The following is a 13201-nucleotide window of genomic DNA, read 5'->3' as shown; positions in this document are numbered from 1 at the left end:
CTTATTTCCCCATCGCTTCTCTCTCGTTCGATTTAAGATTGCTTTCCCAAGAAGGCGTCGACCTGCTTTTGCAGCTCGTTCTGAATTTTCTTGAGCGGAGCTTCCCCTTCGGCTTTGAACTTGGCGAAATATTCGTCGGGGTCGAGCGCGCCGTTAAAGAGGCCGTTATAGTACTTCGCTTGAATGGTGGAGAACTGGGCCACTTCGTTCTTCACCGGCGTCGGGTCGAACGTAAATCCGGTCATGATGTCCTTCGTAAAATGGTCCGCTTGCGCAATGAACTGGTTGTACTTCCGAGTCTCCTCGTCCGTGCCCGCCCATTCCCGCTCCAGCACGGGATTCAGCATGAGCTGAAACGAGACGATTCCGCCGTCGCTGTTTAACGTCTCGTACCGATGGTCGCCGACGGCCTTCCAGTTCTTCCCTTCGATACCGCGCTCCAACAGATCGTAATTGTCCTTTTGATTCGCCCAGTCGAGGAACATCATTGCGCGATCCTTATGCTTGCTCGCCTTCACGATGCAGATAAAGTTGTCCATCTTGTAATTGGACAGATTGCTGCCAAGCTTCAAGTCGAACAAGCGGACGGCTTCCAGCTCTCCGTCGGGCACGACCTGCTTCAGCCGGTCGTTAAACGATTGGGGAATGCCGAACGCCATCTGGGGCGTGGCGGCGACTTTGTTCTGCAGCTGCATATCCGATTGGGAGCTTTTGTTCGTCATGACGTCTTGCGACATGACCTTGTCCATAAACAGCTTGCGAGTATCCTCGATATAAGTCCATATCTTCGGCTCTTGGGCGTCGAACAGATTGTAGACTTTCCCGTCGTTGCCCTTGTAGTACAGCATCAGGCTGGCCCCGATCCCATTGGTCGGACGGACGCCCAGGCTCGTGTCGTCCCGGACCAGCCAATTGACCCAGCTGTAAGTGACGTCGTCCGCCCCCGCGATCAACGGAGTGATGCCCGGCTCGCGATCGTGCACGGCGTACAGATAGGCTTTGAGGTCTTCGTACGTTCGAACGGGCGGCAAGTTCAGCTTCTCCCGCAGGTCCTTGCGGATGAAGACCGATCTCGGCTGGGTGTAGGCGCTCCCCAGGGGGACGCCGTAGATTTTGCCGTTAATTTTGTTGGCGTCCCACATTTGCTGCGGACGGGTCTCTCGCACATGAGAACCGTATTGGTTCAACAGATCGGTTAACTCCTCGTAGAAGCCCTGGGAGGACATCGAGTCCAGATGCAGCCAGGGAGCGTCGAAGATCAAGTCCACGTTCTCTCCCGAAGCCAGCATCACGTTCGTTTTCTGATTCAGATCGCCAAAATCGATGAAAGTAAAGTCTACTTGGGTGTTCAAATCTGCTTTTAACCGTTTGTTGACCTCGCTCATCACCTCGTCGAAATTGGCCCCTTTGCCTCCGGGAACGACCACCTTCAGCGTAACCGGCGCCAACGATTGATTGCTCTGCCCGCCGGTGCCGGCGGTCCCGGCATCGTTCCCGTCGTTGCCGCCGCATCCGGCGAGCGCGCTCGTCAACCCCCATATAGCCGCCGCCATCAACAGGCTTTTTAACTTGACCATGCTTGCAGCCCCCTTCGCGTGTCCATCGCTATGAATTATTGTATAAATCCGGCTGTGCCGGTTCATACCGCCCTTGTTCAACCTTTCACGGAGCCCAGCGTCAGTCCCTTGACGAAATATTTCTGGATTAAGGGATACACGAAAATAATCGGCCCGATCGTAAGGCATACGGTCGCCAGCTTGACCCCTTCCGCCGGCGGCAAAGCCAGGACGTTGCCGTGGTTCAGCGTCGACAGCTGCATCTGCGACATGAGCTGCCGAAGCAGCAGCTGGAGCGGGTACAAATCGCTGTTGTCGATGAATAGAAGCGATAGCCACCAGTCGTTCCAATACTGCAGCGCATAGAACAATCCGATCGTCGCGATGACCGGCGTCGAGATCGGCCGGATGATTCGGAAGAAGATGACCCATTCGTTCGCGCCGTCGACGGTTGCCGATTCGTTCAGCTCATAGGGCAGCGAGCGGTAAAACGATACGAAAATAAAAGCGTAGAACGGATTCATCATATAAGGAAGCACGAGCGCCCACAACGTATCCTTCAAATGCAGCCACCGGACGACCAGGAGATAAAAGCCGACTAGCCCCGAGCCGAAGATCATCGGCACATACGTCATAAACGAGAGGACGCCGCTAAACCTGTTCTTCGGATGAGCAAGCACGTAGGCGAACAACGCGGTAACCGCGAGACCCGCGGCGGTACCGATCGCCGTTGCCGAGGCGGTGACGCCATAGCTGGTAAAGATCTGTTTGCCCTGCAGCAGGAAACGGTAGGATTTCAGCGTGAAGCCGCTCGGCCACACGGCGTATCCGCTGACCGCCAAGCTCTTGTCGACGGCAAACGAATTGATGACCATCAGCCAAAAGGGAAATAGGCAAACCAAAGAAAACGCAACCAAAAACAAGCCGATGAAAAGAACCAACATCCTCTCGGACATTCCCGCACGCCAACGGGTCCGATTGGACGCGCTTGACACGACCGGACGATCCAATGCGCCCGCCTCCCCGCTTAGAACAATCTGGAATCTTGATCGATTCTCCGAACGATCCAGTTAAACGTAACGACGGCAATCAAGCCCATCACGGACTGATAGAGCACGATGGCCGAAGACATGCTGAAATCTCCCAATTGTCTGAGCGCCCGATAGGAATACGTATCGATCACGTCGGTCGTCGGGAACAAAATGCCGTTGTCGCCGATGATGCCGTAGATCATGCCGAAATCTCCGTAAAAGATCCGCCCGATTCCGAGCAGAATCAAAATGATGATTTGCGGCTTCAGCAGCGGCAAGGTAATGTACCTCATCTGCTGGAGGCGGGAAGCGCCGTCCAATCGGGCGCTCTCGTAATAATCGGTCGATAATCCGGCAATGGCGGCGAGCAGAATGATCGAGAGATATCCGGCGTTTTTCCAAATGCGGACCAAGGTCAAGATGATCGGCCAAACCCACGGCGTCTGGTACCAGTCGACGGCGCGTACGCCGTTCCGTTGGAGCGCGTGATTGATAAGACCGTCCGTATTGTTAAAGAGGATAAACGTCATATAGCCGACGACGACCCAAGAGATGAAATAGGGCAAGAAAACGACGGATTGGATCGTCCGTTTGAACCATTTCAGGCGAATCTCATTCAGGAAGATCGCAATGAGAAGCGCAAACCCCATCTCGAAAACAATAAACAGCACGTTTAAATACAGCGTGTTGAACGTGACTTGCATCCAATCCCGGCCGGAAAAGAAAAAACGGAAATTGTTCAGCCCCGCCCAATCGCTGCCCCATATTCCTTGACTGATCTGAAAGTTCTTGAACGCCAGTACGTGCCCGGCCAAAGGAATATAGGAGAAGACGACGAGAAATAGAATCCCGGGCACCGCCATCGCATACAAAAAGCGGTTGCGGGCGATATCCCTTAACATGCTCCTCATCAAGTACGGTTCACTCCTTTCTCTCCGATGCGATTCATGTCCCGGCGATGTTCATTATGAACGGCTCCGGACCGGGGGAATAGTCCTCATTGTGTCGGATCGGGTATCGAACCTGAGGTTTCGGGGCCGAATGGGCCGGAACGGAAGTCTTCGTTCCGCCACTGTCAAATAAGGACTTCGTGGAGAAGAGGTTGTACAGGCTGGCATATGGTATACTAAATTCGACTTTTTGGCGCGAGGGGTTCGTATACGATGTTGAAGCTTTTTACAACAAAACTTATATTCGCACCTTCCTTTTCCTGACCGGCATCCTCATCTGTTCCCTCATTCCGTTCGTCTACTTTCTCTCCTCGGAGTTTGCGAAGTATTCGATGTTGGAGGTCCGGGGCAACTCGCAGCATGAAGTCGATAATTTGGCCTCCAAGGCGGATACCGTACTCGGCAATCTGAAAGCCTACGGCCTGAGCATGTACGCAGACCAGAATATCCAAAACTGGTTCTTCAATACCCGCCAAGACCCGATGGTCGACCACGCGATGCTTGTCGCCCAATCCAACTTCATGTCCACCGAGCCGCTGATCCAGCGCTCGTACCTGATTAATTTGCGAAGCGGACTCGCCGTCGATTCGAAGGCCGGCATCGTACCGCTGGAATCGTTCGCCGATCAGGCCATGTTGAAGAGGGTGAAGGCCTTCCGCCTTCAATATTTGCACTTCTTCCCGCATACGCTGGACCGCACGGACAACCTGGCGCTTGTTCTGCCGGCCACGCCCGAGAAGCCGTCCGACTTCTATCTGGTGCTGCTAATCGACAAGCCCTTGCTGTCCGATCTCCTGTTCGGCCAATCCCTCTCCTCGGAGCAGGATATCCGAATTCTGGACGAGAACGGAGACCTGGTCTTGGGCCGGCCGGACGCCGCTCTGAGCGAGCAATTGTACCGCGCCGCGCATCAGGCGCAAGGAAGCGGCCTGCAGGTCAAGCTTCCGCATGAGAGATGGTTCGTCCATACGGCCGACATGCCGAACGACAATTGGACCCTGTATTATTCGAACGAGTATCGCATTTTGACGCGCCATATCTCTTCCTTTCAACAGAAATTAATAGCGTATACAGTGCTGCTGCTGGGAATCGTCTCCATGCTGTTCTTCTGGAGCTCGCGCCGTTCCTTGCGTTCGTTGACTTTGTTGTCGGAGAAGCTTCAGAGGAAGGTTAAGTTCCCGTCCTCCCGCTCCGAGCCCAAGGCCGACATTCAATGGATCGACGACGGCATCGAAGCGCTGCTGGATAATGTGGAGCACCTTCATGCCTCGATGAGGAACCAGTCGGAGCTCGTCCGATCGGAATCTCTCAGCCAGTGGGTGCTGCATGGAACGCCGGGGATGAAAAATATCGAGTACATCCAGCGCCGGACCAAGCTGGCTTCCTTCGCGTCCCTATTCCTGGCCGTCATCCGGATCGAAGCCTTCCCCGTTTTTTGCGAGCGCTACGATTTTCCGTCGCGCAAGCTGATTAAGTACGCCATTCGGAACATTGCCGAAGATGTCATCGGCGCCGGATCTTGCAAGGCCGAAGGCTTGGACATGGGAGGCGATCATCTCATCCTGCTCATAGGAGGACCCCAACCGGACAGTTCCCAGCTTCAGCGCCGCTTGATGGAAGTGCGCGAGCAGACCGCGCGCATTCTGGACGTCGATACCACCGTCGCCGTCAGCAATGCCTACGGCTTCGACGCGAACATTCGGACCGTTTACGATCGTATTTACGAAATGACGATGCTGAGATTTTTGAAGGGCGAAAGCCGAATCTTTCTTGAAAACGATTACGAGGAATTCATGGAAGGGTATCCGGCCGCTTCCGACGCGCTGGATACGACTGAGGTGATCCGATCGATTCATGGCGGACGCAAGGATCTGGCCGTGACGCTGCTTCGCAAGCAGATGAAACTCATTCAGGGGATGCCTTTTCGGGAATGCAAGCTTTATTTGACATACTTTACTTACGAACTGTTGAAGAGCTTTAACAAATCCAGTGCGACCCAAGGCATTGGCAGCATCCATCAGCTTCTCGATCGGTATCGCACGTTGGAGGATTTCCAGTCGTGGCTGGAGGACGTCGTCGAGACGCTCGCCGCCGGAATCGACGTCCCCAAGTCTTCAAGCCGCAAGGAGGAGATCGTCACCGAGATCAAAGAGTACGTAAACCATCATCTGCACGACGATCAATTGTCGGTTGAACGGATCGCCGACAATTTCTCTTATTCGGTCAGCTATGTCCGTCAGCTGTTCAAGGAAATCATGAACGTCTCCTTGTCCGATTACGTGCTTCAGGAACGAATCGAGCAGGTGAAGGAGAAGCTGATCTCTACCCGTCTCTCGGTATTGGAGATCGCCGCTCAATGCGGCTTCCTGTCCAAGGGGCATTTCTTTTCCTCGTTCAAAAAATTTACGGACCTCACCCCAAAGCAATATAGGGAAATCCATATGGAAGAGACGGCTAACTCCTCCATCTAGATGTTCTCTGATACGTCAAAAAAAAAAGCTTCCCTCGCATCTGGAGGGAAGCTCTCTTCGCTCTATCGACAGCTAGGACATTTTCACCAGGCTGTAGTTTTTCTTGCCTTTGCGGATGATGATGAACCGTCCGCCGATCGCTTGGGCGGCCGATACTTCGAGCGCCGGATCGCTCACGCGCTCGCCGTTCATCGAGATCGCGCCGTTCGCGATATCCTCGCGCGCTTGCCGCTTGGAAGGCTCGATGCCGAGATCGACCAGCCAGTCGACGATATTCTGCGCTTCGGGCGCCGCTTCGAACGTCGGCATCTCTTTGAAGCCTTGCTCGATCTCCTCGGCCGTCAGCGACTTGATGTCCCCGCTGAACAAGGCAGCGGTGATGCGTTTGGCCTGCTCCAGCAGCTCCTCGCCGTGCACGAATCTCGTCATTTCCTCGGCCAGCGCTTTTTGCGCTTCGCGCTTGTGCGGCTCCGTTTGCACCTTTTCCGCCAGCTCGTCGATCTGATCCTTGGACAGGAACGTGAAGTACTTCAAGTATTTGACGACGTCGCGGTCGTCCGTGTTCGCCCAGAACTGATAGAACTCGTAAGGCGTCGTCTGCTTCGGATCCAGCCAGATCGCGCCGCCGGCCGTTTTGCCGAACTTCGTGCCGTCGGCTTTGAGCATGAGCGGAATCGTGAGCCCGAACGCTTTGGCTTCGGCGCCTTCTTTTTTGCGGATTAGATCGAGTCCGCTCGTGATGTTGCCCCATTGGTCGGAGCCGCCGATCTGCAGTTGGACGTCTTCATGCTGGTAGAGATGCAGGTAGTCGAGCGACTGCAGAATCTGATAGGAGAATTCCGTGAAGGAGATGCCGCTCTCGAGCCGGCTCGCCACCACGTCCTTGGCCAGCATCGCGTTAATGCTGAAGTTCTTGCCGTAATCGCGCAGGAATTCGATGACGTTGATCTTGTGCGTCCAGTCGTAGTTGTTGACCATCCGAATCTGATTGTCGCCATCCGTCACGAACAGCTTCTTCATCTGCGCGGTCAGCGCCTCGACGTTCTCCTGGATCTGCTCAAGCGTCTGCAGCGAACGCTCCGACTGACGGCCGCTCGGATCGCCGATCGTGCCGGTCGCGCCGCCGATCAGGATGACGGGGCGATGGCCTGCCAGCTGGAAGCGCTTGAGCACCATGAACGGGATCAAGTGTCCGATGTGCATGCTGTTGCCCGTCGGATCGACGCCGCAGTACAGCGAGACCGCTTTTTGACTCGTCAATTCCCGCAGCCCTTCGGTATCCGTCTGTTGATTGATGGCATCGCGCCATTCCAATTCGTCGATAATATTCACAACATCCGCTCCTTCATTTCTGTAGATTAGTCTATAACGAATGACGGGAAAACAAAAAACGCCCCTTGTCTATATTAGACATAGGGACGATTGGATAACCGTGTTACCACCCAGATTGCACCAATGGCCGTCGCGTTGCCGCGCGCCATTCATGCCGCTCTCGGCGAGGTATCGTTCGCCAATCCGCTCGGCGTGACCCGAGATACTCCAGAGAGGTAATTCGCCGACTTAGTGTGTACCGGGTTCCATCTCCCCCGGCTTTCTAGGACAGGGACTAAGCTGCTACTGGGCTCCTTCAACGTATACCGCATATCGAATTACAGACAGTATAGTGAAATAATAACCCCCTGTCAATGACCCCGGGCGGAGCTTGGGCGGCGCCTCGTTGTGTGGCGGTGCCCCCTGTCAGCGACGGGTCCATGCCCAGAAGAGGAGGGCGCAGGCGCTGACCGCCGCTCCGAACAAGCAGACGCCGGTCCAGCCTTCATAAGCGTAGATGGCGGTCGATGCGATCGAACCGGCCGCGCTGCCGATCGAATAGAAGACCATATAGACGGCGGTGAGGCGACTGCGGGACTCCGGACGCACGCTTAGAATCAGGCTCTGGTTTGTGACGTGCACGGCCTGCACCGCGAAGTCCAGGACGACTATGCCGACGATCAGCACGCCCAGGGAGCGTTCGGCGAAGCCGATCGGCAGCCAGGAGGCCAGCAGCAGTCCCAGCGCGACGCCGGTCGTCCGCTGCCCCCGGCCGCGGTCCGCCAGCCGTCCCGCCTTGGCCGCCGCCAGCGCGCCGGCCACGCCCGCGAGGCCGAACGCCCCGATCTCGCTATGCGTCAGAGACAACGGGGGCGCGCCGAGGGGCAGAACCAGCGAGGTCCACAGCGTGCTGAACGCCGTAAAGATCAACAACGCCAGCACGCCGCGGATACGCAAGATTCGTTCTTGCGCCAACAATAAAAACACGGACCGAAGCAGTCGGGCGTAGGACAGCGGCGCCCCGTCCCGCTTGACGGCGTTCGGCAACGACCGATACAAGATGCCGACCATGAGGAGCGTCAGCGCGGCCGATCCGAGATAAACCGAACGCCACCCGGCAAGGTCCGTCATGACGCCGGCGACGGTGCGCGCGAGCAGAATGCCGATCACGATGCCGCTCGTGACGAGACCGATGACGCGTCCGCGCTCGGCAGCGGAGGCCAACGTCGCCGCGTACGCTACGAGCGTCTGGGTCACGACCGCAAGCAGTCCCACGGCCGCTATCCCTGCCAGCAGCACGGCACTCGTCGGGGCAAGGCCTACCGCCGCCAATGACAACGCGGACAGCAGCATCTGTCCGAGAATGAGCCGCCGCTGATTCACCCGATCGCCGAGCGGCACCAGAAGGATCAACCCCATCGCATAGCAGATCTGCGTAACGGTGATGACGATGCCGATCGTCGCATGCGCCATCCCAAAAGCGACCGCCAGGTCGTCCAACAGCGGCTGCGCATAGTAGATGTTGGCGACCGCCGCCCCGCATGCCACGGCAAACAATAGAACCAAAAAGCGGGGCAAAGCGGCGCCGCCAACGGCACGGTTGCTCCCCGCATCGGATTCGCGGCGGCTATCGCCACTTTCGTCGTCCTTGACCTCTGTCGCCCATTCCCTCTTCGCCTTCTCCACGCTATCCACCCTCTCCCTCTTTCTTATCCCTTATAACATACCGATTGGTACGTAATTAATTGAGCTAAAGTTACCTTGAAGGCCTTCATTTTGTCAAGGGATTACGGATATTATCACATGGAAGCACGATGAATGACTTCTTAGTTTGACATCCAAGCATTCCGAAAGTACACTAATATCATACTGTTCGATATGGAACGGGAAGGAGGGATGGCGGATGGTGCGACCGCGCGAATTCGATGAGGAGCAAGCGCTGGACGAAGCCATGCAGCTGTTCTGGGAGAAAGGTTACGAAGCCACGTCCTTAAGCGATTTGACATCCCGCATGGGGATTCAACGACCGAGCATTTATTCGGCCTACGGGGACAAGAAAGCTTTGTTCGAAGCCGCGCTGCGCAGATACTCGAATGTCCACGCTGCGCAAGTCCGGGGCAAACTTCAGCATCAGTCCTCCGCAAAAGAAGCGTTCCGCGCTTTTTTTGAAGACCTGGTCGCGGAGGAATACCAAGCAAGCCCCAACCGGGGATGCTTCTGCATCAATACGATGGTCGAGCTTGCGCCTCACGATGAGAAATTCGAAGTGCTGACCAGGGAGCATCAGATGTATTTGTCCGTTCTGTTCCAGGAAACGATCGAACAAGGGATCCGATCAGGCGAACTAGCGGCGAACACGAATGCCAAAGCTTTGGCGCAGACATTCGTTGTCGCCTTAATCGGACTAACCGTGATGATGAAGTCGCGTCCCGATCGACGATTTGTAGACCATGCTGTAGAAACCATCCTGACCTTGCTCTCCTAAGCGCCGGACCAGGAAATACCGATTCCTACACCGAAGCCACCTCGCCCACCCCCGCCGGCCAAGAGGACGTGACGCCGACGGACATGGTCAGCGACGCGGTACGCGAGATCATCGACGATCTTCAAGAGACCTTCGGGGGCCATTCGGACGAAGATCGCAAATGACCCGCCGTTGAAGGGCGAAGCGGAGTGTCTCCGCTTCAGACTAGAGAACCCGAGAGCGGGTACTTCAGGGTACCCCTTCTCTCGGGTTCTGCATCATTTAGGCGCAATATTCTCCGCGAGCAGTTCTCCCATTGCCGTCCACTCCGACACCGCCGGCGGTTTGGAATACGCCACAGGCAGCCTTGGGAACAGCAGTTCCGCGACCCGGTAGGCTTCCTCGAGATGCGGGTAACCGGATAAGATGAACCGGTCGATGCCAAGCGCCGCATACTCCTGCAGCCGTTCGGCGACCGAATCCGGATCTCCGACGAGGGCGGTGCCTACGCCGCCCCTGACCTGGCCGATGCCCGCCCATAGGTTCGGGCTGATCTCCAGACGGTCCTGGTGATCGCGAACCAGCTGAGTCATGCGGCGCTGACCGACGGAGTCGAAGCGATCCAAGACGGACTGCGCTTCTTGAATATCCGCTTGGCTGACATGCTGCACGAGCCTGTTCGCTGCCGCCCAAGCTTCATCGGCGGTCTCCCGAACGATAACCTGTACGCGCAATCCGATCTCGATCTCTCGATGCTGCGCCTTCGCTTGCGCTTTGACGTCGGCGACTTTCTCGGCTACCATCGCCGGGGTCTCGGCCCAAGTCAGATACGTATCGATATGCTTGGCCGCGACCTGATGGCCAGCTGCCGAAGAGGCTCCGATGAACAGCGGCGGCGATTGCCGATTGAATGGCGGGTAGAGCAGCTTGGCACCCTCCACCTGGATGTGCTTCCCGGAGAAAGTCACTTCTTCGCCGGCCATCAGACGCTTCCATACGACAAGGAATTCGTCCGTCGCCTCGTATCTTTCCTTGTGGTCGAGGAAGATGCCGTCCCCCTTCATCTCGACCGGGTCGCCTCCCGCAACGACATTAATGAGCAGCCGTCCGTTCGACAAGCGATCAAAGGAGGCGGCCATCCGAGCCGCGATCGAGACCGAGACCCCGCCAGGCCGCACGGCGACGAGGAACTTCAACCGCTCCGTAACCGGTGCCAGCGCCGACGCGACGACCCAGCCATCCTCGCAAGCATGTCCCGTTGGGACCAGCATCCCGGTATAACCAAGGCGATCGACGGCTTGCGCAACCTGCCGAAAGTAGTGCAGGTCGGTCACCTTAGCCCCGTGGGCGGTCCCCAAATATCTTCCGTCCCCCATCGTCGGCAAATACCAGAACATCTCCACGTTCAGGACCTCCTTATATTAGCTCTTATTCTTGCTTAGCTCCCGTTCCCGCTCCCGTTCGCGATCTGCGAGATCAACAACGCGCGGAGCTCGGCGAACGCCTGCCCGCCGCGCGCGTCGCTGAAGGAGAATTCGCCTTCCGGAACGAAGACAGGATTGACGAAATCTTGTACGATACGTCCGGGATTCGGATGCATGATCAGAATCCGCCTTCCAAGCAGCAGCGCTTCGTCCACGTCGTGGGTGATGAAAAAAATGCATTTGCGCGTCTGCAGCCAAATGCGGCGAAGATGCATCTGCATGGATTCTCGGGTCAAAGCGTCCAACGCGCTGAACGGCTCATCCATCAGCACGATGCGCGGTTCGGTAGCGAGCGTGCGGGCAATCGCCGCCCGCTGCTTCATGCCGCCGGACAATTGGTGCGGCAGCAGCGCCCCTGCCTGGCCAAGACCGACCAGATCCAAGTAGAAGTTGACCCGCCGTTTGCGCTCGGCGCGGGGAAGCTTCGCCATCTTGACGCCGAATTCGATGTTCTTGGCGATGTTAAGCCAAGGGAACAGATTTGCGTGCTGAAAGACGACGCCGACTTGGGCATTAGGTTCGGTATGCTCGTTGCCGTTAATGAGCACCGTGCCTTCGGTCGGTTCCAAATACCCCGCAACGATGTTCAGCAAGGAGGACTTCCCGCAGCCGGACGGGCCGAGCACGCAGACGAAGTCGTCAGGCGCAAGGTCCAATTCAATGCCCTGGAGCGCGGATACGGTCGATCGCTTCCGGTTGTATGTTAAGCTAATTCCGTTCAACGCGATCCCGCCGGATTCCGCCGTTGCTATCATGGTCATGGTCGCCACTCCTTATGAATTGACATTCATGCCGGTGTAGGGATCAGGATTTGGCGTATAGGTCGTTGCGAATCGCCTTCTGGAACACAGATACGTCAGGCGCTTCCTTGATCGACTTTTGCTCTACGAGGAAGTCTGCGGTAGCTTTGAGCAGCGTTCCGAACTCGCCCGGTTGTTCGGGCGTCCCCATATACTTGGGATCGGTCTGCTGAGACGCATCCAGCACCGTAATCTCGTTCATAGCCTTGAGCGTTTCCTCCGGGGTCAGACCCAGCTCCTTCGATAGCGCTTCGGACGCTTCCTTCGGATGGTCGCGATAATACTTCGTCCCTGCGTCCAGAATCGCGATGTAACGTTTGACGACATTCGGATATTTCGCGATAAAGTCCTTGTGCACGACGCCGAATTCGCCGGTTAGCGCGCCCTTTTCGGCGACTTCCTTCGAAGTGATGACGATCTTGCCCTTCTCGCCAAGCAGCTTGGATTGGACAGGTTGCCAGATGTACGCTCCGTCGATGTCGCCTCGCTGCCAAGCGGCGAGCAGGTCGGGAGCCTGCATGTCGATAATCTTGATCGCGGACGGATCGATGTTCGCCTGCTTCAAGGCGGAGAGGAGACTGAAATGAGACGTCGAGCCGAAGGTCGTGGCGATCGTCTTGCCCTTTAGATCCTCCAGCGATCGAATGCCGGATGCGTCTTGTACGACCAGCGCTTCGCTCTCTCCGATCACGTCATGAATGTAATAGATCTCATCGGGAAGTCCCTGCGCGACGGCCGACGCTCCCGGAGGCGTACCGACCAGGCCGAAGTCGATGCTCCCGCTGGCGATCGCGGTATTCACGTCGCGGCCCGAATCGAACTTCAGCCACGAGATCTTCACGCCGGGGAACTCCTTCTCCGCGAGGCCCAGCGCCTTGGCGGTCAATTCTCCGTTCGGGGATACTTGATAGCCGATACGGATCTCTTTGGGAAGGTCGGTTGCCGCGGTTGCAGATGCGCCAGCCGAGGAGCTCGAGCTCGCCCCGTTGCCGGACGAAGCAGATTGTTTGCCGGCATCGCCGTTATTGCCGCCGCAAGCCGCGAGTACCGCGATCATCCCTGCCAAGAGCAGCGCAAGCAGATTTTTTTTCGAAGCGATTCGAATGTTGTTCATCGGATAAGATCTCCTCCTCC

Annotated in this window: 10 protein-coding genes; 2 read left to right on the top strand and 8 right to left on the bottom strand. The window is 56.7% G+C overall.

Translation table 11 applies throughout. The annotated features are described in order from the left end of the window. Positions 1-32 precede the first annotated feature (32 nt). The 3 genes from H7C19_RS19955 to H7C19_RS19945 form a co-directional block, all read right to left on the bottom strand. Positions 33-1577 (bottom strand): extracellular solute-binding protein, encoded by a 1545-nt coding sequence (locus tag H7C19_RS19955; RefSeq protein ID WP_185670809.1) that lies wholly within the window; start codon positions 1575-1577, stop codon positions 33-35. A 77-nt stretch (positions 1578-1654) separates the two neighbouring features. Then, positions 1655-2431, bottom strand: coding sequence for a carbohydrate ABC transporter permease (locus H7C19_RS19950; protein WP_246469620.1), 777 nt, complete (start codon positions 2429-2431; stop codon positions 1655-1657). 152 nt (positions 2432-2583) lie between these two features. Further along, positions 2584-3498: an ABC transporter permease gene (locus H7C19_RS19945; protein WP_185670807.1), complete on the bottom strand. Its 915-nt coding sequence runs from the start codon at positions 3496-3498 to the stop codon at positions 2584-2586. A gap of 179 nt (positions 3499-3677) precedes the next feature. Here H7C19_RS19945 and H7C19_RS19940 point away from each other — a divergent pair, with 179 nt between their 5' ends. Continuing rightward, a complete protein-coding gene (locus H7C19_RS19940) occupies positions 3678-6008 on the top strand; it encodes an AraC family transcriptional regulator (RefSeq protein WP_313731849.1) in 2331 nt (776 codons plus the stop codon). Positions 6009-6080: 72 nt separating this feature from the next. On the opposite strand, the gene tyrS is transcribed toward H7C19_RS19940, so the two are convergent. Together tyrS and H7C19_RS19930 are read right to left on the bottom strand one after the other, a co-directional pair. Further along, positions 6081-7340 carry a tyrosine--tRNA ligase gene (tyrS, locus tag H7C19_RS19935; protein WP_185670806.1) on the bottom strand — a complete coding sequence of 420 codons (1260 nt, stop codon included), beginning with the start codon at positions 7338-7340 and terminating at the stop codon, positions 6081-6083. A gap of 405 nt (positions 7341-7745) precedes the next feature. Then, on the bottom strand, positions 7746-8897 hold the full coding sequence (locus H7C19_RS19930) for an MFS transporter (RefSeq protein WP_221469373.1): 1152 nt from the start codon (positions 8895-8897) through the stop codon (positions 7746-7748). A gap of 325 nt (positions 8898-9222) precedes the next feature. On the opposite strand from H7C19_RS19930, the gene H7C19_RS19925 reads away from it, so the two are divergent. Beyond that, the gene (locus H7C19_RS19925) at positions 9223-9804 is read left to right on the top strand and encodes a TetR/AcrR family transcriptional regulator (protein WP_185670805.1); all 582 of its coding nucleotides are present in this window, start codon (positions 9223-9225) and stop codon (positions 9802-9804) included. A gap of 257 nt (positions 9805-10061) precedes the next feature. On the opposite strand, the gene ssuD is transcribed toward H7C19_RS19925, so the two are convergent. Genes ssuD through H7C19_RS19910 form a run of 3 tightly spaced genes read right to left on the bottom strand, consistent with a single transcriptional unit; the run spans position 10062 to position 13181 of the window. Further along, on the bottom strand, positions 10062-11186 hold the full coding sequence (ssuD, locus tag H7C19_RS19920; RefSeq protein ID WP_185670804.1) for an FMNH2-dependent alkanesulfonate monooxygenase: 1125 nt from the start codon (positions 11184-11186) through the stop codon (positions 10062-10064). 35 nt (positions 11187-11221) lie between these two features. Beyond that, positions 11222-12028, bottom strand: a complete 807-nt coding sequence (locus H7C19_RS19915) for an ABC transporter ATP-binding protein (protein WP_185670803.1) — start codon at positions 12026-12028, stop codon at positions 11222-11224. A gap of 43 nt (positions 12029-12071) precedes the next feature. Then, on the bottom strand, positions 12072-13181 hold the full coding sequence (locus H7C19_RS19910; protein ID WP_246469619.1) for a taurine ABC transporter substrate-binding protein: 1110 nt from the start codon (positions 13179-13181) through the stop codon (positions 12072-12074). Positions 13182-13201 lie beyond the last annotated feature (20 nt).

Origin of the sequence: Cohnella nanjingensis (genome assembly GCF_014212125.1) — a bacterium.
Taxonomy (GTDB): domain Bacteria; phylum Bacillota; class Bacilli; order Paenibacillales; family Paenibacillaceae; genus Cohnella; species Cohnella nanjingensis.
This window is presented reverse-complemented; position numbering and strand designations above follow the sequence as displayed.